At 36.3% G+C, this 25,298-nt stretch carries 23 protein-coding genes; 5 read left to right on the top strand and 18 right to left on the bottom strand.

All coding sequences use genetic code 11. The features are described from left to right. Nucleotides 1-8: 8 nt before the first annotated feature. Genes B5D47_RS01505 through B5D47_RS01520 form a run of 4 tightly spaced genes read left to right on the top strand, consistent with a single transcriptional unit; the run spans nt 9 to nt 2,914 of the window. Nucleotides 9-689, top strand: a complete 681-nt coding sequence (locus B5D47_RS01505; protein WP_078930051.1) for a YggS family pyridoxal phosphate-dependent enzyme — start codon at nt 9-11, stop codon at nt 687-689. Next, the gene (locus tag B5D47_RS01510) at nt 686-1,192 is read left to right on the top strand and encodes a hypothetical protein (RefSeq protein ID WP_078930052.1); all 507 of its coding nucleotides are present in this window, start codon (nt 686-688) and stop codon (nt 1,190-1,192) included. The genes B5D47_RS01505 and B5D47_RS01510 overlap by 4 nt, the downstream gene beginning before the upstream one ends. Then, nucleotides 1,179-2,246 (top strand): RluA family pseudouridine synthase, encoded by a 1,068-nt coding sequence (locus B5D47_RS01515; protein WP_078930053.1) that lies wholly within the window; start codon nt 1,179-1,181, stop codon nt 2,244-2,246. Before B5D47_RS01510 ends, B5D47_RS01515 begins: the two co-directional genes overlap by 14 nt. Continuing rightward, nucleotides 2,234-2,914, top strand: coding sequence for a pseudouridine synthase family protein (locus B5D47_RS01520; protein WP_078930054.1), 681 nt, complete (start codon nt 2,234-2,236; stop codon nt 2,912-2,914). The genes B5D47_RS01515 and B5D47_RS01520 overlap by 13 nt, the downstream gene beginning before the upstream one ends. 30 nt (nt 2,915-2,944) lie before the next feature. On the opposite strand, the gene B5D47_RS01525 is transcribed toward B5D47_RS01520, so the two are convergent. From B5D47_RS01525 to B5D47_RS01540, 4 genes are read right to left on the bottom strand one after another with little or no spacing between them, the layout of a single operon-like run. Continuing rightward, nucleotides 2,945-4,057 carry a 4-hydroxybutyrate dehydrogenase gene (locus tag B5D47_RS01525; protein ID WP_078930055.1) on the bottom strand — a complete coding sequence of 371 codons (1,113 nt, stop codon included), beginning with the start codon at nt 4,055-4,057 and terminating at the stop codon, nt 2,945-2,947. 24 nt (nt 4,058-4,081) lie between these two features. Continuing rightward, complete coding sequence (locus tag B5D47_RS01530) at nt 4,082-4,480, bottom strand: zinc ribbon domain-containing protein (protein ID WP_234969867.1); 399 nt, start codon at nt 4,478-4,480, stop codon at nt 4,082-4,084. 5 nt (nt 4,481-4,485) lie between these two features. Continuing rightward, on the bottom strand, nt 4,486-5,421 hold the full coding sequence (locus B5D47_RS01535) for a response regulator (RefSeq protein WP_078930056.1): 936 nt from the start codon (nt 5,419-5,421) through the stop codon (nt 4,486-4,488). A gap of 35 nt (nt 5,422-5,456) precedes the next feature. Then, nucleotides 5,457-6,449, bottom strand: a complete 993-nt coding sequence (locus B5D47_RS01540) for a hypothetical protein (RefSeq protein WP_078930057.1) — start codon at nt 6,447-6,449, stop codon at nt 5,457-5,459. Nucleotides 6,450-6,502: 53 nt separating this feature from the next. Between B5D47_RS01540 and mfd the strand changes: the two genes are divergently transcribed. After that, nucleotides 6,503-10,132: a transcription-repair coupling factor gene (mfd, locus tag B5D47_RS01545; RefSeq protein WP_078930058.1), complete on the top strand. Its 3,630-nt coding sequence runs from the start codon at nt 6,503-6,505 to the stop codon at nt 10,130-10,132. Nucleotides 10,133-10,314: 182 nt separating this feature from the next. Here the strand turns inward: mfd and gpmI are convergent, their stop codons facing one another. The 14 genes from gpmI to B5D47_RS01610 form a co-directional block, all read right to left on the bottom strand. Next, entirely contained in the window at nt 10,315-11,976 is a 1,662-nt protein-coding gene (gene gpmI, locus B5D47_RS01550) for a 2,3-bisphosphoglycerate-independent phosphoglycerate mutase (RefSeq protein WP_078930059.1), read from the bottom strand. A 134-nt stretch (nt 11,977-12,110) separates the two neighbouring features. Continuing rightward, nucleotides 12,111-13,175 carry a sensor histidine kinase gene (locus B5D47_RS01555; protein WP_078930060.1) on the bottom strand — a complete coding sequence of 355 codons (1,065 nt, stop codon included), beginning with the start codon at nt 13,173-13,175 and terminating at the stop codon, nt 12,111-12,113. 103 nt (nt 13,176-13,278) lie between these two features. Continuing rightward, a complete protein-coding gene (locus B5D47_RS01560; protein ID WP_078930144.1) occupies nt 13,279-13,962 on the bottom strand; it encodes a response regulator transcription factor in 684 nt (227 codons plus the stop codon). 5 nt (nt 13,963-13,967) lie between these two features. Beyond that, nucleotides 13,968-14,807 (bottom strand): 4Fe-4S binding protein, encoded by an 840-nt coding sequence (locus B5D47_RS01565; protein WP_078930061.1) that lies wholly within the window; start codon nt 14,805-14,807, stop codon nt 13,968-13,970. Further along, nucleotides 14,807-14,941 carry a CD1871A family CXXC motif-containing protein gene (locus B5D47_RS11755; protein ID WP_143592570.1) on the bottom strand — a complete coding sequence of 45 codons (135 nt, stop codon included), beginning with the start codon at nt 14,939-14,941 and terminating at the stop codon, nt 14,807-14,809. The genes B5D47_RS01565 and B5D47_RS11755 overlap by 1 nt, the downstream gene beginning before the upstream one ends. 36 nt (nt 14,942-14,977) lie before the next feature. Next, nucleotides 14,978-15,499 carry a TlpA family protein disulfide reductase gene (locus B5D47_RS01570; RefSeq protein WP_078930062.1) on the bottom strand — a complete coding sequence of 174 codons (522 nt, stop codon included), beginning with the start codon at nt 15,497-15,499 and terminating at the stop codon, nt 14,978-14,980. A gap of 12 nt (nt 15,500-15,511) precedes the next feature. After that, nucleotides 15,512-17,425 carry a UGSC family (seleno)protein gene (locus B5D47_RS01575; RefSeq protein WP_078930063.1) on the bottom strand — a complete coding sequence of 638 codons (1,914 nt, stop codon included), beginning with the start codon at nt 17,423-17,425 and terminating at the stop codon, nt 15,512-15,514. A 258-nt stretch (nt 17,426-17,683) separates the two neighbouring features. Further along, nucleotides 17,684-19,684: an alpha-amylase/4-alpha-glucanotransferase domain-containing protein gene (locus B5D47_RS01580; protein WP_078930064.1), complete on the bottom strand. Its 2,001-nt coding sequence runs from the start codon at nt 19,682-19,684 to the stop codon at nt 17,684-17,686. A 218-nt stretch (nt 19,685-19,902) separates the two neighbouring features. Continuing rightward, nucleotides 19,903-20,460, bottom strand: coding sequence for a hypothetical protein (locus B5D47_RS01585; protein ID WP_078930065.1), 558 nt, complete (start codon nt 20,458-20,460; stop codon nt 19,903-19,905). Beyond that, nucleotides 20,453-21,067 (bottom strand): hypothetical protein, encoded by a 615-nt coding sequence (locus B5D47_RS01590; protein ID WP_078930066.1) that lies wholly within the window; start codon nt 21,065-21,067, stop codon nt 20,453-20,455. The genes B5D47_RS01585 and B5D47_RS01590 overlap by 8 nt, the downstream gene beginning before the upstream one ends. Then, nucleotides 21,060-21,533 (bottom strand): hypothetical protein, encoded by a 474-nt coding sequence (locus B5D47_RS01595; protein ID WP_078930067.1) that lies wholly within the window; start codon nt 21,531-21,533, stop codon nt 21,060-21,062. The genes B5D47_RS01590 and B5D47_RS01595 overlap by 8 nt, the downstream gene beginning before the upstream one ends. Then, nucleotides 21,526-22,590, bottom strand: coding sequence for an RnfABCDGE type electron transport complex subunit D (locus B5D47_RS01600; protein WP_078930068.1), 1,065 nt, complete (start codon nt 22,588-22,590; stop codon nt 21,526-21,528). Before B5D47_RS01600 ends, B5D47_RS01595 begins: the two co-directional genes overlap by 8 nt. Continuing rightward, on the bottom strand, nt 22,580-23,872 hold the full coding sequence (locus B5D47_RS01605; protein ID WP_078930069.1) for a 4Fe-4S dicluster domain-containing protein: 1,293 nt from the start codon (nt 23,870-23,872) through the stop codon (nt 22,580-22,582). Before B5D47_RS01605 ends, B5D47_RS01600 begins: the two co-directional genes overlap by 11 nt. Further along, on the bottom strand, nt 23,856-25,295 hold the full coding sequence (locus B5D47_RS01610; protein ID WP_078930070.1) for a hypothetical protein: 1,440 nt from the start codon (nt 25,293-25,295) through the stop codon (nt 23,856-23,858). The genes B5D47_RS01605 and B5D47_RS01610 overlap by 17 nt, the downstream gene beginning before the upstream one ends. Nucleotides 25,296-25,298 lie beyond the last annotated feature (3 nt).

Here is a 25,298-nt window from a genome sequence, read left to right on the forward strand (position 1 = left end):
GTAAAAAAATGTCAAAAATTCAGGAAAACTTAAAAAAGATTTTAGAAACGATTCCAAAAAACGTAAAACTCGTGGCAGTAAGCAAATTTCATCCCGCTGAAGAAGTTATAGAAGCGATAAAAGCCGGCCAAAATCTTTTTGGAGAAAACCGGGTTCAAGAAGCAGCTCAAAAATTCGATGAAATCAGAAACGCAGGTTTTTCTCCTGAACTTCACATAATCGGCTCCTTGCAGCGCAACAAAGTAAAAGAAGCGGTAAGAATTTCTTCAATGATTGAATCTGTTGACCGGATTGAACTTTTGAACGAAATAGAAAAACAGTGTTCAAAAATCAATAAAAAAATTCAAATTTTGTTTGAAATTCATACAGGTGAAGAATCAAAATCAGGTTTTACTGCAAAAACAGACCTCGAAGAAGCTGTGCAAAATTTCAGGGCAGGAATGTATCCTCATATCGAAATAAAGGGTTTTATGACGATGGCGCCTTTTTCGCAGGACACAGAACTTGTCAGAAAATCTTTTTCAACCTTAAAAAAACTACAGCAGGAATTTGCCGGAAAATTCAGCGAATTTGATTTTTCAGAACTTTCGATGGGAATGAGCGGAGATTATAAAATTGCAATTGAAGAAGGCTCTACAATGGTTCGCATTGGAACTGCAATTTTTGGCGAACGGAATTATTCAAAATGAAATCAAGGTTTTTATGTTTGCTTGCAGTATTGATTTTTTCTTCAAATTTTGCTTTTGCCGAAAAAACTTCGGAGCAGACTCTTCCGCAGTGGGCTAAAGATTTAAGACGCACTGAAATAATTACATTCGGTTCGCTTCCTTTTGTAACGCTTTGGACAACGGTTGGATACGGTCTTGCAGTCCATGGAACTTTTCATAATCCTCTCAATAAATCGACAACAAGATACACTCAAACTGAACAAAAACAGATTTTTGCGATTTCGGCGGCGGCAAGCGTTGGCCTTGGACTTACAGACCTTGCAATAAATCTGATTATGAGGAACGTAAAAAAATCAAGGCAGAACAAAATTGAAAAAACAATCCGCGTAATTCCTTTTAGTGAGCAGATGTTGGAAATTCAAAATTCTGAACCTGAAAATTTTGAAGAAGAGTTTAATTTTGAACGGGAAAGAGAACCTAAAAAAGAATATTTAATCGGAGGACTTGAAAATGCCATTTTTTAACGAGACAGTTCCTGCTGAATTTACGGGAACAGAACGCCTTGATAAATATCTTTCTTCTCTTCCAAATGCAATGAACCGCTCAAAACTAAAAAGCGGCATAATCGAACTTCTCGTAAATGAAAAAAAAGCAAAACTCAATTCAAAAATAAAGGCTGGAGATAAAATTTATTTTCAGTGGGAAGACTCGATTCCTGACGACATAGAGCCGCAAAATATTCCATTGGACATAATTTATGAAGATGAGAATGTGACTGTCGTAAATAAGGCTCAAGGAATTGTAACTCATCCTGCTGCCGGAAACTGGGACGGAACTCTTGTAAATGCGCTTTTATATCATTGGGGGCGGGAAGCGGTTCCTCAGCAGAAGAATCAAAATTCCGCAATATTTGAAGGGCGCAGGCCGGGAATTGTGCATCGCCTCGATAAAGACACTTCTGGCATCATTATAACGGCAAAAAACCGCGATACAGAAGAATTTTTAGGAAATCAGTTTAAAAATCACAAATCACTTTCAAAAATCTATATATGTATATGTCAGGGGCATCCTCCGGTAAAAGAAGGACTTATAAGAACAAAGCTTACACGCGATCCTCACGACAGAAAACGCTTTAAGGCTTGTGATTTGGAAGGAAACGGAAAAATCGCAGTTACAAAATTCAAATGTATTGCCTGTTACGGTCCTTACAGCCTTATGAAAGTAAAAATTTACACAGGAAGAACTCACCAGATTCGTGTTCACTTAAAATTTATAGGATGTCCGATTCTTGGAGACAGGATTTATTCTAAAACAAAAAGCACGGTTTTTGAGAACGCAACTCTCATGCTGCATGCTTACAAGCTAAAAATTATGCTTCCTGGAAAAAATGAAAAATCTGTTTTTACGGCGAAAGTTCCTGTAAGATTTAAAAAAGTCTTAAAAAAACTTCATGAGTCATTCAAAAAATCTATGCCACCTGAACAAATAAACGCCAGGCTGAAAACTGAAACGACTGTTAAAAACCAAAAGCTTTTGGTTTTTGAGGCAAAAAAAGGCTACGGACAATGGCAGAAATAAAGATAATTCAAGCTCCGGACATAGAGCATCCTTTTGCGGTGATTTATAAACCGTCAGGACTTGCGAGCGCCCCTCTTTTTGAAGGCGATGAAAGCGCTCTTTCAAAGGCCATGGAATTTTTTCCAGAAATAAAACATGTTGCTGGAAAAAAATCAATTGAATATGGTCTTTTGCACAGAATTGACACCGAAACTTCAGGACTTCTTCTGATTGCCTCAACTCAGGAAAGTTATGATTTTTTGTGCAAAGAGCAAAAAAATGGCAGGTTTATAAAATATTATCGTGCGCAGGTTGAATTGAATAAAAACGAAAGCCAAAGCTGCAATTTTGAAAAGGAATTTACCGTAGTATCGGCTTTTCGTCCGTTTGGTCCGAAAGGGTGGATGGTAAAACCTGTTTTTGAAAATTCTTCGGCTGCGGATAGAAAAAAATGCGGAAATAAAATTTATTCAACGGATATAAAAATCAAAAAAAATATCGCTGTCTGCCGGATAACGGAAGGCTATAGACATCAGGTTCGCGCTCATCTTGCATATTCCGGCTATCCTATTTGCGGGGATAAGCTTTACAATCCGAATGCAAAACCTGACGAAAAAATGCAGTTTGAAGCTTTCAGGTTTGAATTTACAGATCCAAAAAGTTTAAAAAACATTTTTTATGAACTGTAAAAACTTGAAAATTTCTTCTTGCAGTTTTGTTTAAAATACACTTTCGTAAATTTCTTTTACCTGTTCGGCAGAAAACTGAATATAACCGTTTTGTGTCAGCCGGGTTTGAGATTCCACTGTATTTTTTGTAAAGATGTCGAGCTCGTTGTTTTTTACACCGTATTCGCTCATTTTTTTGAGCGGAAGAACTTTATTTAAAAGTTTATCGAGTTCTTCATAAACCTCATTTTCGCCGCATTTTAGAATTTCTGACAGTTTTTTGTTTAGCGAAGAGATAAAGCCTTTCGGATTTTTTTTCTGGTAAGTTTTAAAAACTGCCATAAAAAGAACGTAATTTGCTTCTCCGTGAGGAACGTGGTAAGTTGCTCCGAATGAATAGCTCATTGCATGGACATATCCTGTTCCGGCGTTTCCAAATGCGATTCCTGCGTAATTTGAGCCTGTCAAAAAGTCTGGGAGTAGATTTTTATATTCATCTTGGCCTTTTTCAGCCATTTTTACATAACCGCCCAAAATCAGATCGATTGCCATCAAACTGAATTTTCTTGAAAGAGAAGTGGATTTTGGTGAAAGATAGCTTTCCATTGCGTGGACAAGCGCATCGATTGAACTTGTTGCAAAGAATTTATACGGAAGATCTGTTAAAAGTTCAGGAATCAAAACGGCATAGTCTGGATAGAGCTCGTCAACTGCAAGTCCGAATTTTGTGTTTCTGACGGTAAGTTCAAGTATTGAAATGTTTGTAACTTCGCTTCCTGTTCCGCAAGTTGTCGGAACGATTACAAGTTCTTTTTCTCGGACCGCCGGAATTTTTTTGTCATAAAGGTCAATCACCGGATGGAAAGTTTTTAATGACAGCAGTTTTGCCACATCAAGAATAGTTCCGCCGCCAATTGCAATAACGCGTTTATAGTCAATATTTTTTATGTCTTCGTAAATTTTTTCAACCATGACATCGGTCGGTTCACCGCTGCCATAATCGCCTCTGTAAATAACATGTGCTTTTCCGAGTTTTCCTGCAAAGTATTTTTCCGAAGATTTGCTCAAAAAAACAAGATCGCCGCTTCCGATTTTAAATTCATTGCAAAAATCACTTGAAGATTCGTACTCGACGATTTGAGGAACAATTTTAAAAGTTTTCATAGCTGGCCTCCAAAAATGTAAAACTTAAAAGAATTTTAAGAAAAAATAAATTATCAGCAAAAATATAAAAAAAATAAAAATAAAAATCCAGACAGGAAGATTTTCGTCATTTTGAGGATTTTTTTCGTTTTTTGTCTGATTGTTGAACCTGTTTATCTGATTTTTTAAGGCTTTTCTTTTTAAAAAAGGAGCTTTTTTTTCTTTTTTTAGAAGGCGCTTTTCGTTTTTTGCTGAACTTTCAACAGTATAGCCGCAGGCCGGACAGCCCTTTGAAAATTCTTCGGGAGTTCCGGTTTTTCCGCATTGAGGGCAGCGTACGCTTGAAAAAAATCTTCCGCAGTGCCGGCAAACTTTTGCGTTTCTTGAAACTTCGGCACCGCAGTTTTCACAAAAAAATTTTGCAGTTTTTGATTTTTGCGTCATCTTATTCAGCACAACTCCAGAATCATATTTTCTTCATTCTGCTTTACGATTGTATGAACATTTTTTGTGTTTTCTTTTGTTTTTAACGAACAGTTTTCAATTTCAATTCCGCTGTAAAGATTTTTTACAAAATCCGGAATATCGGCATTGAATTCAAAGGTTTTTCCGTCAAAATTGCAGGCATAACCGGTTATAAGTTTTCCAGAAACTGGATTTTCAAACATAAAAGTGCAGGTTATGGATTTTATTTCTTCGCCAGATTTTACAATATCGGAAAAATCAGAAGGCTTGTTATTTTCTTCGTTTTCTGGCTGAGATGTTTCATTGCCGGAAGAGTTTTCATCTGGCTGAATATTTTCAGACTTTTGCTGAACATTTTCAGATTCTTGAGAATTCAATATTTCGGTAGCATTTTTTAAAAGCTCGTCAATTTCTGATTTTTCGCAGTTTTCTTCTTTGTTTTGAGTATTTTGAATTGAAGTTTCTGTTTCAGTTTTTTCATCGTCTTCGCTATTGTTGAGCAGGTTTCCAACTGTCGGAATTCCGTCGTCAGAAAGAAGTTTTCCTGAATAAATGTCAGTTTCTTTTGTAAGAATCTTTCTAAATTCGTCCAGACCTTTTACGTCAACTGATTCAAAAATTCCGCGGACATTTAATACTTTTGCCTTTTGGGCTTCTTCATCTTCGAGGCCGCCTTCTGAGTATAAAATTACCTGAGGTTTGTAAGATGTGCATACAGTCTGCGCGTATTGAGTTAGAGTTTTCCAGTGGCGCGGATAATCCTTTGTGCTTACAATAATCAAGTGAGGAGCAATTTCTTCAACGTTATCAAGAGCTTTTAAAAGCCATTTGTAGATAATAACGTCGTATCCTGCTGTTTCGAGAACCTGAGAAATGTTGTCAATTGCGATCTGATTGTCTGCTACCAAAAGTGCTTTCATTTTTTTTACCTTATATTATATTTTTTAAATTTTTTTTATTCTGTTCCGAGGTTTGTTACTGAATAGTCGTAAATCTGCCAGATTCCAGCTCGCTGACGAACTTTGTAAATGTAACGCTTAACTTCATGGAAATTCGGATATTTGAACCATTCTTTTACTGTTACAGTTCCCTCGTTTTGACCGTAAGATGTGTTTTCGATTGAAAACTGTTCAGGAACAGCAACAATATCGCTGTCGATTCTATTTTGCATAAGGTCGGCTTTGTAATTTTTTAACAAACGTTCCCTTTCGTCGGCAGAAGCGGCATTGTAACGGCGTCGCCGCTGTGAATTTCTAAGCATCATTTCCTGAACGTCCATATACAGAAAATACTGATTCCAAAGGGATTTCTGTCTTGCAACAATTGTCTGTTCTACAACTTTGTCTGGAGAAATGTTTTCCGGTTTTAGGAGAAGTCCATTTTCTTCAGAAACAGGAAGAATCAAAGAATTTGCCGCAGATGGTGAAGGGCGGATTTCAAGACTGAGACGGTTTGACACGAGTTCAATGTATTTCGATTTGTAAAGTTCCGGATAAAATTTCAATTCAAGATAATAAATCGAAGGCTCATCAAACTTAATATAATCCTTTACGTTTTCGACAAAAGAATATGCTTCTCCAGGTTCAATGGAAAGCTCTCGAAAATATACAGTCTGGTTTACAGAACGTTTCATGATAAGATTTTCTGTTGCCGGCAAAACCTTGTTTTTTATTGTTCTTGCAGCAAAATCAAGGCTAAAAGCGCGGTCGTCTGCAAGCTTAAATCGCAGCGTCTGAGAGCCTGTATTTTCGATAGAAACAGTTACATAAACAGGATTATCCTGAGCTGCAGAAGTGTAATAAACTGTCCTGTCGTAAAATTTAATTTTTACGCTCGCATCGGAAAAGTCTTTTTTCGCGTCATTTTTTTCATCCGAAAGACCGCTAGAAAACGCTGTCTGTGCAAATAAAGAAAAAATCGCTATAATCAAAAGTGGACTTCGTTTCAAAACCTATGTCTCCCTTAATTCAACATGTTATATTTTAATATCGGATACTTTTAATGAAATCATTATTATCAAATTCCGTTTTATCTATTTTAAATGGTTGGCAGGAATTCTCTTCCGCTGTAAAAAAAATTACTTCTCAAAACGACGGGACTTCTTTTCCAATCGAAATAAACGGCCTGCAGGGAGCGGCAATTCCTTTTTTTGCGGCAGCTTGCCTTGACAGCGCAAAAAATGCGGCTTTTAGCAGAATGCAGTATGAGACGACAGGACGCTATTCAAATTCTGCGGTGAATCCAGCCCAAAAAAACATAGTAAAAACAAACGGTTCCACTTCGCTTGATGCGGTTTTTGTAGTTCCAAACGAAAAAGATGCAGCGGAGCTTTCTTCGGATCTTGCGACTGCCTTTGAAGAAAATGTGGAAATTTTTACGCTTCCGTGGTGGGGAACTGTTCCGTATAGGGCGGCAAATGTCGGTTCGGCGGTTTTTGGAAAGCGTTCGGCTTTTTTGTCAAAACTTGCATTTCAGGAAAGAAAGCTAAGCTCTTCTGTTAAGCCTAGAATTTTTCTTGTAACGCAAAGAGCCCTCCAGTCTCCTGTTCCTCCGCCAGATTATCTTCGCTCTCTTATTTTTAGTTTGCACAAAAATCAGCAGATTGATTCAACTCAAATTGCAGAAAAACTTGCCAGATTGGGGTATCTTCGGGTTCCAAAAGTCAGCGTGCCGGGAGAATTTACTCTTCGTGGCGAAGTTCTGGATGTTTTTACACCGGGAATGGATGTTGCAAACCGAATTCTTTTTGACTTTGACCAGATTGAAAACATAAAAACTTTTAATCCGGAAAATCAGGCTACGATTGGAACTGTCGATTCCATTTTGGTTTTTCCGATGAAAGAAGTGGTTTGGAATGACGAGTTTATTTCTAGGCTTGAAAAAACACAGGAATTTTCAGAACATCTTGAACTTACTGATACGGCAAAAAAAGCAAAAGACAAGCTTATTGAAGAATTAAAAACTAAGGCTCAAAGCGAAGGCGAAGAGCTTGTTTATCCTGTTTTGTGGGATGAAATTTATACGGTTTTAGACTACGTTGCGGAAAATACTCCGGTTTTTTATTTTGACTACGACCGTCAGGAAAACGCACAGGAAAGTTTTGTCAGGGAATATTCTGGAATGTTCAGAATTGCGCGTCAAAGTTTTCCGGTTCTCGAAGTAGAGCAGATGCTTTTGAATTTTGACGATGTTATAAATATTCACGAAAAATCGATTTTTTTCCGAACCCTTACAACGGAATCTGAAGATGTAGAAAAAAGTGTACAGTCTGAAGACGGGAATCCGGAAATTCTTCAAAATTCGAAAAAATCCCGTTCAAAACTGACAGTCCGATGCAATCCTGGAAGAAGTTTTTTTGGAAACATAAACTATCTTAAAGATGAGCTTAATGCAGCGATTGTTTCTGGTTGGAGCGTAGTTGTTTTTGCGGATAATCCGAATCAGTCGCTTCGCATAAAAGAAATTTTAAAAGACTTTGCGCTTACAGTCCTTCCGTTTCCTATTAGTAGCGGTTTTGGAATTGATGAAACAAAAACACTTGTTATTCAGGAAAATGAAATTTTTGGCAGAAGAAAGCATGTTCAAAAATCTCTTGGACATGTAAAAAGCCAGGTAATTGATACTTTTGTTGAGCTTAACGAAGGAGATTTTGTAGTTCACGTAAATTATGGAATTGGCCAGTTCAAAGGAATCCAGCGCGTAAAAGCCATGGGCAACGAGCGCGATTACATAAAGCTTGAATACGCTGATGAGGAATTTGTTTTTGTTCCGATTGAACAGGTAAACCTCGTCCAAAGATACATTGGAAATGAGGGCGAAAAACCTCATCTCGATAAAATCGGTTCAAAATCGTGGGAAAACCGCAAAAACAAAGTTAAAAAGGCTGTTGAAGATTTGGCGGAAAAATTGATTGCGCTTTACAGCCGACGTCAGGCTTCAAGAGGATTTCCTTTTCCAAAGGACAATGAATGGCAGACAGCTTTTGAGGCGAGTTTCCCTTACGAAGACACTGCCGATCAGTATTCGGTTACGCAGGAAATCAAAAAAGACATGGAAAGACCGGTTCCAATGGACAGGCTTGTCTGTGGAGATGTAGGTTTTGGAAAAACAGAAATTGCAATGAGGGCGGCTTTCAAGGCTGTAATGGGCGGAAAACAGGTTGCATTTTTGTCTCCTACGACAATTCTTGCGGAACAGCATTATGAAACCTGTCTTGAACGGTTTAAAAATTTCCCGGTCACAATAAAACAGATGAGCCGCTTTGTTTCTCCAAAAGAACAGAAGAAAATTCTTGCAGAACTCGAAAGCGGAAAAGTAGATATTTTGGTTGGAACTCATAGAATAATTCAAAAAGACGTAAAATACAAAGATTTAGGTCTTATGATAATCGATGAGGAGCAGCGTTTTGGTGTAAAAGACAAGGAAAAATTAAAATCCTTAAAAGCAAACATCGACTGTCTTGCAATGTCCGCAACTCCGATTCCACGGACTCTTCACATGAGCCTTTTAAAAATCCGCGATATGTCGCTTTTGACAACGCCGCCCCAAACACGAAAACCCGTTGAGACAATAGTCGCCGAATACACAGAAGAAAAAGTCGCGCAGGCAATTCGCCGGGAAACAGACCGTGGCGGACAAGTATTCTATCTTCACAACCGCGTAGAATCGCTTGAAGAAACAAGGCTAAAACTTCAGCGCATTGTTCCTGAAATGATGATAGAAACGGCTCACGGACAGATGAGTTCAGAAGAACTTGACGATATTTTCAGGCGTTTTAAACTTGGAGGCTTTCAAGTTCTTATCGCCACAACAATCATCGAAAACGGAATTGATATTCCTAACGTAAACACAATCATAATTGACCGCGCGGATATGTACGGTGTAAGCCAGCTTTATCAGTTGCGCGGACGGGTAGGCAGAAGCGACAGAAAAGCCTATGCGTATCTTCTTTATCCTGAGCACAAGGTTTTGTCAGAAGTTGCAATGAAAAGACTTCAGGTAATTTCTGACTTTACAGAGCTTGGAGCCGGATTTAAAATTGCAATGAAGGATATGGAAATCCGCGGGGCCGGAAACCTTCTTGGAAGAGATCAGAGCGGCGATGTTTATTCTGTCGGTTTTGAGCTTTATGTCAAACTTTTAAGCGATGCAGTTGAACGGCTCACGGAACAGAAAGATTATCACCAGCAAAACGAAGTCCTCCTTGAGCTTGAATATACAGGCTTTATTCCAGACACTTACGTTCATTCAATCCAGACCAAAATGGAGATTTACAAAAAAGTTGCGGGAATTCAGACAAAACAGGAGCTAGACCGCATGTACAACGAGCTTGAAGACCGTTTCGGACCAATTCCGGACGAAGTGTACAGCCTTTTGAGCCTTGCCGAAGTCAGAATTATTGCAAAAAAATTGAGCATAACAACATTGCGCGAACGAAAAGGCGAGATAACCGTAGAATTCGGCCGCGTAACAGACATTCCGCTCGACAAGCTGATGAAGCTCATAAAGGAAAATTCTGGAAAAATTCGTCTTGACAGCACAAAACCGAACCAGCTGATTCTTTCAACCGGGAAAATCGGCCTAAAAGAAAAAAGCGAATATATCCGGGAAAAACTTGAAACTTTAATTTAAGGGTAGGGGTAAGGGTAGGGCGTTCCGGCAACAAGTTGCCGTCCGGCTTTTCAGGGTTGTCATTGTTTTCTTCCAGAAAACAACGCCTCCGGCGCCCTTGCAATCCGTAACGCAAAAAAGCCCAACCGCAGAAGATTTAATCTTCCGCTGATTGGGCAGTTTTTATAACTTTGATCAAAAACTTATTTTAAGTTAATCAAACTTTTGTCGTAATCTTTTGGCGGTAAATATCCCATCAATTCCATCAATGTAGCAGGCCAGCTGGAAATTCCAAGACCGTCGTTCAATTTTTCATTATCGTATTCACCCTTGTATTCAGGGTCGTAGATAATTCCTGGAACAGGATTCAAAGAATGGCTTGTCTTTGGCTTAGGCTCGCCGTTTTTGTCCATTTTTACAGAACCGTCTTTTGCGTGCTCGTACATGTCGTCGCTGTTTCCGTGGTCAGCGGTAAGACACAGAATTCCTCCGGCCTCGTCAATAGCAGCCTTAAGACGGCCAAGCTGTAAATCCATTCCTTCCATAGAACAGCATACAGCATTGAATACGCCAGTATGGCCGACCATATCACCGTTAGGATAATTCAGGCGGATGTGGTCATATTTTCCAGACTTGATTGCCTCAATAACTTTATCAGTAATTTCAGCGCATTTCATCCATGGACGCTGCTCAAAAGGAACAACATCGGAAGGAATCTCAACGTAATCCTCAAGTTTTTCATCAAATTTACCCTGACGGTTTCCATTAAAGAAGTAAGTTACGTGGCCATATTTCTGAGTCTCAGAAATCGCCATAAGATGAACGCCAGTCTTTGTAAGATATTCGCCCATTGTGCGGTCAATGCTCGGCGGATTCACAAGATACTGATGCGGAATGTGCGCATCGCCATCGTATTCCATCATACCGGCATATTCGCACGCAGGAACGCGCTTTCTGTCAAAATGATTAAATTCGCTTCCAGCCTCAAAAGCGTTTGTAATCTCAAGAGCGCGGTCGCCGCGGAAGTTATACAGAATAACAGAATCACCGTCCTCAACAGTTCCAACCGGCTTTCCATTTTCCGCAATTACAAATTCGTGCATATCCTGGTCCAAAAGCCCGGCCTGCTCAGAACGGTAAGTTTCAATCGCCTTTGTAGCGCTTTCAAACTGCCGGCCTTCGCCAAGAACATGGGCATACCAGCCGCGCTGAACCATCGGCCAGTCAGCGTTGTAACGGTCCATTGTAATAAACATACGTCCGCCGCCAGAAGCGATTCTATAGTCAGAATCCTTGAACGAAGCAAGGTATTCCTCCAGCGGAGTAACAAAGGTCAGCGCGGAAGTAGGGTCAACATCGCGGCCGTCAAGCAGCGCATGAACGCGGATTTTTTTAATTCCTTCCTTATTAGCCTCTGCAACCATAGCCTTAAGGTGGTCGATATGTCCATGGACATTTCCGTTAGAAACAAGACCTATAAAATGAAGCGTAGAATCCTTGTCCTTTACATTTTTAATCAGTTTTTTCCAGGTATCGCCCTGATACATCAGACCAGACTTAATAGACTCGCCGACAAGCTTAGCGCCTTGGGCAAAAACACGGCCGCAGCCAATCGCATTGTGTCCGACCTCGCTGTTTCCCATATCATCATCGCTCGGAAGCCCTACCGCAGTTCCGTGAGCCTTAAGTTTTGTGTGTGGACAGTTAGCCGTAAACCAGTCCAAATACTTCATTTTAGAAGCCTTTACAGCATCGCCTTCAACATATTTTCCGTAACCAACACCGTCCATAATAACCAGAACAACCGGTCCGCGGCGTCCTTTCCAATTTGGATTTTTTTCCAAAGCATGCATTGTATCTGCCATTTTTTACTCCAAAAAGTATTCTATATACCACAAAATATTACTTTTTTTTACGATTTTTTACAATAATTTATAAATCTAAAAGAAACACATAACAGACAAATAAAAAAACGAAAATAATCAAAATTTTATTTGTTTTACAGTTTTATTCTTATACAAAACTTATCATTATTCATGTATAGTTTTATTTTTCCCGAATGATTTTCTAAGATAGTTTTCGCAACAGAAAGACCGATACCAAAGCCATTTTGAGTAGTATTTTTACCCCGATAAAATCTGTGGAATAATTTGTTTAGTTCGATTTCATCATAGAATTGTGATGTATTTTCTACAATAATCTCTATTGAAAATCTTGTTTTTTGTAAAGATATTTTTATTTCTCCATTTCTTCCAGCGTATTTACATGCATTTTCAAGAATAATAGATAGAAGTTGTCGTATTTCATCTTCGTTTCCAAAATATGAAATATTTTTGTTGATAGATTTTTGAAGTTGCTGATTATTTAACTTAATTATGCCCATGAAAGTTTCAACTGTTTCTTCACATACGTCAGAAAGCGGAAACTTGATTTTTATACTATTTTGATTTTCCTGCATTTTTGAAATTGTAACTAGATTATTTGTCATTTTTGTAAGATTTTTGATTTGTGATTTTATGATTTTTAACCATTCATTTCCTTTTAATTCATTACTTTCCGTTTCTAATAAATCTGCAGAAGTTGATATTATTGTAAGAGGTGTCTTTAAAGCGTGGCTTGCGGAAGTAATAAATTCTTTTTGAAGTTTTTCACTTTTTTTAAGGGGGAGGACTATGATTTTTGAAACGAAAATTAAAACAAAAAAAATAATTCCAATTCCAAATATTGAAAAAAGAATCTGAGAATGAAGATTGTTTTTCAACATTGAAAGATTGCCTGATTTTACAATGAAAGCTATTTTTGTACTTAAATTATTTTTTTCGATCAGAAATCTATACCTATCTATAAATCCTTTCTTTTTTGAAAAATTTATTTGTTTTAGAAAAAGGCTTATTTTTTTTAGTTCTTTTTCATTGATATTATTACGTTTTATTATTTTAAGATTATGCTCTGAATCTATTGTTACTACAAAATAATGTTCCTCAGAAAATTCTGTCTGACCATTTAAAATTTCTGTCTGATCATTTAAAATTTGTTCCAATTGTATATCTGCTTTTTTTGTCATAAAATGTAGACTGCGTTTGTAACTAAAAAAAATGATTGCAGATTGTAGCAAAATTAAAAATAAATTTGAAAATAAAACAAAATAAATGCGTACATGGAGAGTTTTAGAGTTTTTCAAGAATATATCCTAGATTGCGTTTTGTAAAAATTTGTACTTTTGATTCCAATGCTTCTAGTTTCCGGCGTATGTAGGAAATATAAGTCCATACTGTATTGATATTTGCTTCGCTATCAAATTCCCAAATTTTTTCCATTATTTTCTCAGCTGAAAGAATGCAGTTATAATTGTTCATAAAAAGCAAAAGTATTTGGTATTCTTTACCAACTAAATTATAACATCCTTTAGGTGTAGAAATCCTACAGGAAGAAGAATCAAGGGAAAGATTTGCAATTTTTATCACAGAATTTGTGGCAATTGAAGTTTGCCGTAATAAGACTCTGATTCTAGCTAAAAGTTCTTTTGAATCAAAAGGTTTTGTTAGATAATCGTTTGCACCACTGTCTAAACCTTTTACTTTATCATCAATTTCTGATTTTGCAGAAAGTATAAGTACTGGCGTTTTGTTTCCGTTTTTACGGATTTGATTTAAGACTTCAATTCCATTGATTTTTGGAAGTATTAAATCAAGAATTATTCCGTCATAAATATTTGAAGTTTCGTTTGAGTTCAATAATTGCAAAGCTTCTTTTCCGTCAAAAACTGAGTCTACAGTATAGTTGTTCTGTTTGAGAAGTGTTGAAATAACTTTTGAGAGAGTTTTTTCATCTTCTATTAGAAGTAGTCGCATTAGTTTTATTTTAATCCTTTTATTTTGATACAATTTTTAGGACATGCTTTTATACATTCACCACAACGGATGCAGTCAGCACTGTTTGGGGTTTTATAGATTTCTATGTTGAACTTACATTTTTTTTGACAGGTGCCACAGTTTGTACAAGATGTTTTATCAATTTTGTAACGATAAATTGAAAATCTGTTGAAAAAGCCATAAATAGCTCCAAGTGGACAAAAATATCGGCAAAAAGGTCTGTATACTATCGCAGATGACATTAAAATCGCAATCAAAATTGCAAACTTCCATTTAAATAAAAAAAGTGCTGCAGATTGTAAAGTTTTGTTTAATAAAATAAGTGGAATGCCACCTTCTAAAGTTCCGACAGGGCAGATGTATTTACAAAAAAATGGAAGTCCAAGACCTGTTTTATCTGTAATGGTAAGTGGAAGGAGGATAACCATTACAAAAAGAAATATATATTTTATTTTTCGCAAGAATTTTTCTGCTGGTAAGGAGCGGATTTTTTTTATAAATGAGATTTTGTAAATCAAATCCTGAATAAAGCCAAATGGGCACAAAAAAACGCAGGTTAATCGTCCAAGCAGGCTTCCAAAAATAAATATAAAGCCTACAGCATAAAGAGAATATTTATAATTTCTGCTATTTAAGACTGCTTGAAGAGATCCGATAGGGCAGGATGTTAGTGCTCCTGGACAGGAATAACAGTTCATTCCAGGATTACAAAGATATTTTGTGTTTCCTGTATATATTTTTCCGTGAACAAAACCTGAAATATAGCCGTTTGATAAAGCTGCAAAACAGTCTTGGATTATGTGACGAAAATTTCGTATTTTCATTAGCCGATCCCTATGCATTCAAGACAGATTCTTGTAGCCTTTTCAAAAACAGTTTCATTTTCTTCTGTTACAATTCCAAAAACTACGAGAAGAATTCCGATTATAAAAAGAAAAAATGGAGTGTATTTTTTCATTACTTAATCCTATATTTTATAAAAAATTACTTTGGTTTATTCTACTAATTTCAACTTTTCGTCAATAATTTTTTCCCATTCATTCTTTGACTTTGACCCAAAAATTTCATCACCAATTTGATTGCCATTTTTATCTATAAAAAAAGTATTTGGAACTACGTAAATGTTATGTAAAAAGGTATCTATCATATTTTTTGTTGGAACAAGATTTTTATAGGAAACATTTGTTAAAGAAATTATATTTTTTGCTTCATTAAGTTTCTTTTGATTTATATTTCCATTTGAATTTGTTACATCAAGGACAATTCCAATTATTTGAAAATTTCTATCTTGGTATTTGTTTGAAAGTTCTGCAAGATCTGGCATTTCACGAATGCACGGACTGCAGAATGTTCCCCAAATATTAAGCATAGTAATTTCAGCTTTTTGAAAATCTGCAAAGGTTACTGCTTTGCCTTCAACAGTCTGTGTTGAAAAATCTTTTGGAAAAATGTTTTGACTGAATGCAAACATTGAAAAAAATAAGAGGATTGTGAATGTAATAAATTTTTTTTTCATTTTAAGTCTCCGTTATTTTAAGAAAAAATTTTCTATAGGTTCATATCCTAGTGGTTTTACAAGTTCATTCCAGTTTTTTGGAAGTTTAATTTCAAAAGTTACATATCCGCCACCTGGCATTACCTGAAACTTATTTCGGCTAGAATCTCCTGTTACAAGAATTGGTGTCTGCCCTTTTAACATTGTGGCAATTGTTTCGATTTTATCATCATTAACAAAACCTTTTAACCAGTCAGGAGTTTCTGTTTTTTCAACTTTTTCATCTTTATTTTTTTTGAGGTACATATATTCCTGTTCAATAGAGCGTTTTTTATCTTGACTGCTTCCTGTGTTTGCCCAATAATAGGCAAAAGTTCTCATCCATAAAGGGCGACGGGCATTTTCTATCAATGCATCTTCTAAATCAGATTTGGATTTGTATTGTTTTGATAAATTATTTGCTATAGGTTCAGTGATGAAAATTGTTCTGTAAACTTGTGGTTTTGTATTTCCAAGTCCATTCTGTTGTTTTTCAGTAATATCAAAAGCTAAAGTTTTCATAATCATTTCTGCGTTGTCTGTTGAAGGTGATACATTGTTTCCCCAAGCAAGAGCGGAACCTGCAGTAATTGTATTAGAATTGAGTTTAAAGCCATGTTCTACATGATAAGGAATCCAGCCATTGTTAAGACATGCCTGTTCATCTTCTGCAAATGTCCAAGGAGTAAGGTAGCCAAAAGTTCCCATGCGATTATCTTTTATGTAATATCCACCAATGTTTAGCATTGCAAGTTCAATAAAACGTCCAAGTTTTTTATTAACATCTTCGCTAATCATTCCTTGTCCACAGTCAATTCCAAGTTGGCGTGCTAAAGGTCCATTTAACCATGCATAAGGAGTCCAGCCGTGAGTTGAAGAAAGTGTGCGACGAAATTCCCCATCACCAAGGCAACGTACAAAAGCCATGCAGATTGGCATAAATTCTTTTGGAATTCCAGACATAACTGCATTAGCTGCAACAGTGTATCCGTAGGATTTTCTGTAAGCTGGAGCAAAAGTTCCTATTACTGTATCAGCTTTTTCGACGCAATATTTTAAGTATTCGCGGATAGTTTGATCTGTTGGGGGAATAATAGGAAGTCCATCAGTCCAATTATTTGCTTCACAGAAATCTTGAATTTCTTCAAAAGTTCCGTAGAAAATGATTTCATCGAAAGGTCGTTCTCCGCTATGAGCATATTTTATAATCTCTTCTTTTGAAATTTGTTTTTTTAGAAGTTCTTCAACTTGAGGCCATACTTTTTCACGAGTTTTTTTTATTAAATCTTCTTTTGAATCAGAGGCAAAAGCTCCTGGATACTCTGCAGCACGAAGAACAGGAACTCCACGGTTAACACCAGTAGAATAAATCTGTTGAATGAAAGTAGGTGAACCAATTGTAACAGATGGGATTCCGATATATTCTGCGGCAATTGAAGAGCCACATTCTTTTACAGTACAAAGTCCACAGGCACAGTTACCTGAAATTATAGCATCAACTTTATTATCTTTTAGTGCTTTTTGAAAAGAAATAGTTTTTTTACTTTGGCTAGTTACAGAAAAAGGACCTGCATCTCCAATATCTTCGAACATTAGAACTTTTGCTGTTGGATAATTTGAAAGAATACATTTTTTTAATTCTTCGTGTGTTATAAATGCATTAAAAGAACCTCCAACTAATGCAATTGTTTTTCCATTTAAAGTTGAAAGTCGTGGTGCTTGTTTAATAAATTTTACATTGTGATAACCTATGGGAGAAGAGATTGCAAAAATTTCTTTTTCATTTTCATTTTTCTTGGGAACAAGACAAACTCCGTCAATGCAATCTTCAATTTGAAGCTGTGGCGAAGCAAAAAAACTTAAAATAACGAAAGAAGAAATAAGTATAAAAAAGATCATTTTTTTCATAAAAAGCCTCCAATTTTTTGTTTTCTGTTTGAGGGTATTATAAGAAAAGAACCTAAAATGAAGTTTAAATTCAATACGATTTTTTACAATAATTTGTAAAACTAAAAGAAAACATAACAGACAAATAAAAACAGCTTTACAGATTGCAAAAAATGCTGTATCCTAAATTAAACCTATATTACTTAGCATAATATAGGTTCTGTCTACCAGTGCGAAATATTTACCAGTTTTTTCAAATACGCTTTTTTGCACTTCCCCTTAAATCTTCTTTGTCCGGCGTTTTTTTGGAGTGATTATTGTGAAGTTTATTGTTTTTTCTATCTCCATTCCACCTGCAAGATCAAATTCCCAGAAAAGCGAAACCGTAAATGTGTTTTCTGCAATTTGAGGTGTTTCGGAATTTAAATCTGGTCTTTTAAAAAGTAAAGGCTGGCAGCTTATTCCTGCTTCTTCGTTTGGCTCATAAACAAAAGAAATATTGCTTGACGTATCTGTAATCTGTACAAACGAAATGTCTTTTTTTACAACCGGCTCATCAACTGTTTCGTAAGAAATTCCGTTTCCGTCAGAAATCAAGTCTAATTTGTATGAATTTTTATCGGCATTAGAAAAATCTGTTTGGGCAAAATTTGATTCAACTACAAAATTTCCGCTAAAAGCAATTGGGCCTTCATTTTTTAAAATATATTGAACCATAAATCCATTGGAATTTATGAGATAACGCTTTCGCAGGCTGATTGGAATGTCCAGATTTGAATATGTTCCTTCGCCTTTCAGCTTTATTTCTTTTTTTGTTCCGTTAAATTCGGCTTCTCTAAAAAGTGCCTTTGAAAAAACTCCGCAACCAGATGGAAGACCTTTTTTATAATCAGAGAATTCTTCTTTGCTGAAAACATGTTCAACAAAAAGTCCTCGCTCATAGTTATCATTCACTTTGTCGAATTTTTCAATCCGGCTTAAATTGTCAGCGTAATTTTCAAGATTGTGAATTACGTTGAGTTCTGTAATCTGTCCGCCCCGTGCGCTTATGCAGGCTGTATATTTTTCCATTGAGCACAGATATTCGTTGTGACCGTCCGCATTGTAGTCAAAAGATGTTACTGATTCCTTAAAAGGAACAGCTTCGCGAATGTATTTTTCTGCCTCCGTAAGATTTTTGTAAGCGGCTTGACGCATTTTTTTGTCAGGAAAAACTCCTTTTGGAGAACACAAAACTGCATCTCCTGTCTGAGCTTTCCAAAGCGATTTTCTGGCCGCCATTTTTCTAGCCTTGTCGCCATGACAGTTTGAAACAAGCAGTGAAATATAAAGTTCCCGGTTATAAAGCGCGCGGCATCTTGGATAGGTAATCAAAAAATTGTTTATGGAAACAGGAAGTTCCGATTTTTCTCCGGAAATTTCGTAAGGTTTTAACGCCCATTTTGCAACATCGTCCCGGATACCAATTCCTGTAAATGATGGAATAAATTCTTCTGCACGGTGAATGTATTCTGTCGGAAGGCAAACTCTGATTTTTTCGGCAAATTCCTGATTTATCGACTTGTATAAATTTTCAATCCAATTGCCGCTTAAAAGAATTTCCGCGCTGTCAAATTCAAAATTCACGGAAATTACCCTTTCCTGTGCATAATAATTGTATTCATCGTTTTTTGTCGATTTTTCAATTTTATCTACGAGTTCTTTTAAATATTGTTCCGGCGAAATATTCTTTTTGATTACATTCTGCAAATTTCTGTAAACAGGCAGAACTTTTATTGTTTTTCCCTGTTCCCCTAAAATTTGAGGAAGAAAATGCCGGCTTTTTTCTGGAATAATTGAAGAATCAAGTTGAACCCATTCCATTCCGCAATTTTGAAAGCATGGAATAAGCGAGCGGTCCCAAACAGAACTTAAAACTGAAATTCCGCGCGGACGTTTTCCTGTAATTCTTCTTAGTTCAACCGTTAAAAGTTCAATCTGCCCTGCTCTGTCGACTGGAGATAAAAGCGGGAAAACAGGATTGTAGTAACCACCGCCCAAAATTTCAATCTGTTTTCTGGCAACAAGCTCATGCAGAATCTGAAGAAACTCTGGATGCGCTTTTTCAAACCATTCAAGCTGCAAGCCTGTAAACGAAAATGAAAATTTTGCAGTCGGATTTTGATATAAAAATGCTATAAGCTTTTTGTAGATTTTTTGATATTGCTGTTCAAAGGTCAGAGAAGTTGAAAGAACTGTCGAATTTGCAGTCAACGACAGGCATAAATTTAAGACTTTCACATCTCCTCCAATAAAAAGTCAAGATTAAAACTTCAGTTTTATGATTGGCTTTTTAATTTGTTTCGCAACGAAGTGAGAAACAACCGATAATAAGAAAGTTTGCAACGCAAACCTTAATTACACGAACCTCTTTGTTTTTATAAAAAAAGATGGTTCTTACAGTGTATAACAAAATCACTAAAAAAAGAAACAATTTTTTTTATTTTTTTTCAAAAATCTTATAAAATCAGCCCAAGATTAAGCCATGAAGCGTTAAAACCGTAAATTGCTATAAAAAGAACTGCTGTTCCAAGAAGAAGCATAAAAAACGGCTTTTCACCAGCATCTTTTTGATAAATTTTAAAGCGGGTTCTTAATGCAAAGACGAATAAAATAAGAAGATAGAAAGAAAGAACTCCTGAAACACAGATTAAAATTGTGCTTAAGAAAGAAAATCCTTCTGTCAAACTCATCAGGACAATCATAAAAGGAACGATATAATCTTCCGTAAAATCAAAAACCCTTGTTTTTATAAGTCTGTGAATGCCGTATGAAATTGCGGCAAAAAAAATCGTCATAAAAAAAGGATATATTTCGCTTATGCCAAGTCTGGCAAAAACATATTCTTCCAGCAGAAAAGTGGCTGAAGAAACAGAGACTGTAATAAAAAGAGATTTTAAGACATCTTTTAAATAGCAGAGAGGGGTTTTTCTTATGGTAAGAATTTTTTTTAATCCGACACCGTAATAAAGTGCTATTGAGCCGAAAAAAAGATAAAAGAAAATGATTTCAAGCATTTTTTTCTCCTGCAAAAACGACATTTAGTTTTAGACCGGCAAAAAAAATAAGAACTGTCAAAACCATACAGCCCGGAATTGTCGCAAAAAAGGACATGAATGAATTTCCTGCTAAAAATGGAATTTCCGGTATTTTTATCACTAAGAGCGACTGCCAGTTTGGAAGCGTTATTGTTCCGAATCCTAAAATGTCTCTTAGAACAAAAATTATAAAACAAAAGGCAGAAATGCTGAGCGATTTTTTTAATTTATCAAGACAACTTTCTTTTATTGAATTTTTTATTCTAAGATTGAAAATCGTTATTACGACAGCGGAAACTGCCGGCAAATAAAAAGAAAAGCCGATTGTAAGAGCTGCAACAGGGCAGAAAATGACGAGCAGCTGCTTGTATAAAATTGTCAAAGCGACAAGTTCAAGAGAACAGATTCCAAGACGCAAAAATTTTACATTTAATAGGTTTATCGCATAAAACATCAGCGTCAAAAGAACTACAGAAACATTAAAATGAAGAAGCGCGAAAATTCCGTATGCTATTCTTCCCGGAAAAGGAAGAACTATTGCAAGTGTTGTTCCAATGTAAATAAGAAATTTTTTATAATCAGTCATCAAAAAGTCCTGCCTTTTGTAAAATTTTCGGCAACAAAGATTTCCAGTAGCGTATATGGATTTCCTGAAAATCCGGGTTCATTGTCTGTTTTAAATTTCCGTTTTCAACAGCAAATCCCGCAAATTCGGCGTCATATTCCGAGCACAAAAAAACCGCTGGCGCAGGTCCCGAAATTGTAGAAATCCGCATTATTACGGCATAATAACGGTTTGAATCGTTGTTTTTTTTACAATTAAAAACTGCCGCTCCAGGAGAAAACTGCGATTTTAATTCGACAAAATCTCCAGTTTTATATGTGTTTTCGGAATATCTTTCGAGAGTCTGCCCTACACTAACCCTTAGTCCGTTTTTCCAGAAACCTTTTGCGAGGAAAATCATCGTAATTAGAATTGCGCAGGTTACGATAAATGCTCCTGCCAGAATGCTGACTTTTATTAAAATTACTTTATTTTTTTCGCTAAGCATTTGTTCCTTCCTCAAGTTCTTTTACGCGTTCAAGAAGAATTTTTTTAACTTTTTTGATTTCGGCGATTTTTTCAATATGCTGGATAAAAAGGCTCAAAATATTCATCAAAAGGACTGTAAAAACGGCTCCTGCAGGAGATGTTCCGGCTCCAATTATCAAATATGCAAGAATTCCTGCAAGAAAAGCATAAAATGCCTTTCCTAAAAGTGTCATTGGAGTTGTTCCTGCAAACTGAAGCAAATAAATCGAAGAAAAAAGAAGTCCGCTTGTACAGAACGCAAGAAGAAGGTCGCCGTGTCCGCCAAATCCAAAGAAATATGGACCTGCAAAAACGAGAATACCATAGGTCATCAAAAAAAGTCCTGGAATCATCGCCCTTACAACGTCCATCGAAATTAAAACAATCGAAGAGATCAGCGTTATAAAATTGAATCTGAATGCCGGAATTAGAGAGCCTGTGTCCCAAAAAAGAGAAATATAACCGTCCGGAATTGAAACTCCAAAAAGCGAAAAAATCGTCCTGTTAAAAAACGATGTAATTTTTGTATCAAGGGCAATCATTGGAAATGCGCCGTTTTGAATAAGCTCCAGAGATGGATTTCTTGCGAATATAATCTCATGCGTGAGCTGCCAGTCTGGAAAGAGCGAAGTTCCCAAAATCCAGCAGATGCAGACAGAAAGACAAGGAAGATTTATCCAGCAGTCGGCAAAATTTCCGATAAAGTATCTCGAACAGACAAATACAAAAAAAACTGTAAAAAAAACAGCATAAACCGGAAAAGTCGAAGGTAAAAAAAGTCCAGTTAAAATTCCTTGAATAATCGAATTGAGAAAACTGTAGGAATCTTTTCTTTTTCCGTATGTTTTTTCAAAAACTTCTGCCAAAACTGTCGCCGCAACAGCCGCCAGAATTACAAAAAGGTTCGCCCAGCTGTTTGTTATAAAAAGCATAAAAACCTGGCAGGCTAAGAATGTGAGTAAAAAAATTGCATTTGTTTTTTCAGAAAAATCCAAATACGAAAAAGGATGCAAGGTAATTTTTATTTTATTTTTCATTTATTTTTCCTTTTTTTAAAAGCGCGATTGTCTGGCTCAGCGGAATTCTTGACGGGCAGACTGTATTGCACAAAGAGCATTCTGTGCACAAAACCGCAGTTTTTTCGATTAGCTGCAATTCGCTGTTGTTGTGGTCTTTATTTTTAAAGCATCTGTAAAGAGTTTCTGGCGAAAGTCCTACAGGACAGCAGTTCAGACAGTTTCCGCAACGAATGCAGTTTTGCTCTGTCTGGTTGTGAAGCTGGCTAAAAGGAATAAATGCCACAGATTTTACATCTTTTGAAACAGGAATATCTATGTCCGAAACAGAATTTCCTGTGATTTTTCCATTTATTATAATTTTTCCAGGCTCTCTTTTAAAACCGCCGGCCTGTTCTGCAAGTTGCCGCAAGCTTGTTCCTGTTTTTACGGTTATTACAGCTCCTGCGTTAAGACAGTCTCCCGTAACTTGAATTTCTGCCGTAATTTCAGGTTTTTCCAAAACAACCGCATTGTAAACATTCAGAGCGGTAACTGAATCTATGAACAGATCACGGTTTCCAACATTCTTAAAAATTGAATTTTTGAGCGTTTTTTTTGCCGTACTTACAATTTCGTGCATAAAACCATTTGGGTAGTTTTTTGCATCAAGAGAAACAACTGCTGTTTCTGTTTCAAAACCGTCCGCGAAATTTTGGGGAATTGATTTATTGCTGTCAAAGGCAAAAAGAATTCCTTTCGCTTCCATTGCTCTTGCTGTAATTGCAGCGCCGGTCTTTATTTTTTCAAAATAATGCTCAGTGACAAAAGCGTCTGTAATTCTTGAAGGGTCTTCAGAGTAAAGCCGGACTACAAGAAAACGGTCTTTTGTTTTATCGAGATTTTTTATTTGGGCATTGAGCGGTTCAGGAGAAGAGTAAGTGTTTAAAACTCCGCCCTCTTTCATCAAAAAAATTATGGCTGAAGGCTCTTTTGACTTCCATTCTTTTTCGATAATTTTTTTTCCGGTAAAAGAAAAAACTCCTTCGAGCCGGATTTTTGCGGCATAACCTTCATTTTCGTCTGCAAATTTCGAATGAATGATATTTACAACAGTTCCTGGAATCGAAGAATGAATGCAAGTGTCCTGAGATTTTGCAATGACCTGCCCTTCTTTTACTTTGTCTCCGGCTTTTACGAGAATTTCAATTTCATCCTGGCTGCTTTTTTTTAGAGGAATTACAACTGTTTCTGGAATAAAGCCGCTTACAGTTTTAGTAATCAATCCAGTATCTTCTGAAACAAATTTATAAATTGGCCTCATTTTTTTTAGTTCCCACAAAATAATATAAAAAGAGAATCAATGGAATAAATGCAAAAAAGCTCAATACAAGAGGAACTGCTTTTTCTGAACTTGTTCCTGCGCTTTTTGTGTATCCATAAGATGTATTTTTCCCCTGTAAAAGCAGAACTTTTTCAAGGGCAGGATAATCGCTTTTATCTATCTTATCATAAATCAAGTGAACAAAGGAAGAATCATAGGTCAAAACTTTATTTTGAGATGAAAAAATCGTCTCTTTTCCAGAAGAACTGTCTTTTTCCATAAAAAAATCCGGAATAACGACGCTCTCGCCAAAAGAATTTTGAATTTCACCTGAAGAAGAAGTCAATTTTTTGAACGGAAAAGAAAGTGTAAACCAGCTCCAGTCAACAAAATCTTCAAGATTTGGAAGTGTTTCGGCTTCTTTTGAAATTTTTGAGTTTGAGGAAAGAGGAGCCGGAAGAAAAGGTCTTTGCTCAGAGGATGAAACTTGCGAAATTCCCGAAAAAATCGAAGAAAATGCAAAAAGAAATGCTATAAAGACAAAAACAATTCCAAGCAAAAAAGAATTTGATTGGGTGACGGTTTTTACGTCCGAAGATTTTTTGATGTAAACAAAATCAAACTGAAGGTTTCCATTTTTTTTGCAGAAAAATGAATAAAATTCTTCAAAAACCTTAAGTCCGAGCCAACCGCCTGCAAAGGAAACTGCAAATAAAAATGAACTGAAAACCGACGAAAAAGCAAGCGCAATAAAAGAAAAAACAATCAGAGGCACTATAAAAACAGCGTTTTTTGAATCCTTAAAAAAGCCGTCCCTGCCGTAGATTTTTACGAGAAGAAAATTTGCAAAAAGTGAAAGAAAAATTGCTCCGCAGACTGTGTACAAAGGTCTTGTAACCGACAAGACAAGAAGCAGCAGGGAGACTGTAAGAAATTTAAATTTCTGTTTGGAAAAATAAAAGAGGACAGCGAAAAAAATAAAGGCTAAAAAAGGACAGATCCACGGAAAAACGGTTCCTCCGTCACAAGAGGCAAAGGTTTCTGAATATCCGTTTATTTCAGAAACTGCATTTTCCAGAGCGGAAGCGCTTTTTTCTGGAACATAAAATACAAGATACGTAGAAGAACTGTCTCTAAAAAATCCGTTTTTTCTGTAAATATATGAGTTTTTCGGCTGAACCTGAATCGGTGCGAATTCTGAATAGACAGGACTTTTCTGGTTTACCCTGCTCACGACGTTTTTGCAGCCGTTTTTTTCAAGAATTGAACAGATATTCTGTTCAGAAAGCTTTTCGGACTTTACGTAAAGAAGCCGCCAGCCTTTCCAAAGCTGACTTTCTGGAACAGTGCGGAAACAGATTATAAAAAAAAAGGTCAATGCAAATAAAGCAGAAGAAGCCAGAAGTTTTGTCGAAATTTTCATTGC

Source organism: Treponema berlinense, from assembly GCF_900167025.1.
Lineage (GTDB): Bacteria > Spirochaetota > Spirochaetia > Treponematales > Treponemataceae > Treponema_D > Treponema_D berlinense.

Bases quoted from the DNA above. Each gene is read 5' to 3' on its own strand.
- B5D47_RS01505 (WP_078930051.1), top strand. From the start codon at position 9: ATGTCAAAAATTCAGGAAAACTTAAAAAAGATTTTAGAAACGATTCCA.
- B5D47_RS01560 (WP_078930144.1), bottom strand. From the start codon at position 13,962: ATGCGACTACTTCTAATAGAAGATGAAAAAACTCTCTCAAAAGTTATT.
- B5D47_RS01520 (WP_078930054.1), top strand. From the start codon at position 2,234: ATGGCAGAAATAAAGATAATTCAAGCTCCGGACATAGAGCATCCTTTT.
- B5D47_RS01535 (WP_078930056.1), bottom strand. From the start codon at position 5,421: ATGAAAGCACTTTTGGTAGCAGACAATCAGATCGCAATTGACAACATT.
- mfd (WP_078930058.1), top strand. From the start codon at position 6,503: ATGAAATCATTATTATCAAATTCCGTTTTATCTATTTTAAATGGTTGG.
- B5D47_RS01585 (WP_078930065.1), bottom strand. From the start codon at position 20,460: ATGCTTGAAATCATTTTCTTTTATCTTTTTTTCGGCTCAATAGCACTT.
- B5D47_RS11755 (WP_143592570.1), bottom strand. From the start codon at position 14,941: ATGAAAAAATACACTCCATTTTTTCTTTTTATAATCGGAATTCTTCTC.
- B5D47_RS01555 (WP_078930060.1), bottom strand. From the start codon at position 13,175: ATGACAAAAAAAGCAGATATACAATTGGAACAAATTTTAAATGATCAG.
- B5D47_RS01590 (WP_078930066.1), bottom strand. From the start codon at position 21,067: ATGACTGATTATAAAAAATTTCTTATTTACATTGGAACAACACTTGCA.
- B5D47_RS01510 (WP_078930052.1), top strand. From the start codon at position 686: ATGAAATCAAGGTTTTTATGTTTGCTTGCAGTATTGATTTTTTCTTCA.
- B5D47_RS01605 (WP_078930069.1), bottom strand. From the start codon at position 23,872: ATGAGGCCAATTTATAAATTTGTTTCAGAAGATACTGGATTGATTACT.
- gpmI (WP_078930059.1), bottom strand. From the start codon at position 11,976: ATGGCAGATACAATGCATGCTTTGGAAAAAAATCCAAATTGGAAAGGA.
- B5D47_RS01575 (WP_078930063.1), bottom strand. From the start codon at position 17,425: ATGAAAAAAATGATCTTTTTTATACTTATTTCTTCTTTCGTTATTTTA.
- B5D47_RS01525 (WP_078930055.1), bottom strand. From the start codon at position 4,057: ATGAAAACTTTTAAAATTGTTCCTCAAATCGTCGAGTACGAATCTTCA.
- B5D47_RS01595 (WP_078930067.1), bottom strand. From the start codon at position 21,533: ATGCTTAGCGAAAAAAATAAAGTAATTTTAATAAAAGTCAGCATTCTG.
- B5D47_RS01610 (WP_078930070.1), bottom strand. From the start codon at position 25,295: ATGAAAATTTCGACAAAACTTCTGGCTTCTTCTGCTTTATTTGCATTG.
- B5D47_RS01600 (WP_078930068.1), bottom strand. From the start codon at position 22,590: ATGAAAAATAAAATAAAAATTACCTTGCATCCTTTTTCGTATTTGGAT.
- B5D47_RS01530 (WP_234969867.1), bottom strand. From the start codon at position 4,480: ATGACGCAAAAATCAAAAACTGCAAAATTTTTTTGTGAAAACTGCGGT.
- B5D47_RS01565 (WP_078930061.1), bottom strand. From the start codon at position 14,807: ATGAAAATACGAAATTTTCGTCACATAATCCAAGACTGTTTTGCAGCT.
- B5D47_RS01515 (WP_078930053.1), top strand. From the start codon at position 1,179: ATGCCATTTTTTAACGAGACAGTTCCTGCTGAATTTACGGGAACAGAA.
- B5D47_RS01570 (WP_078930062.1), bottom strand. From the start codon at position 15,499: ATGAAAAAAAAATTTATTACATTCACAATCCTCTTATTTTTTTCAATG.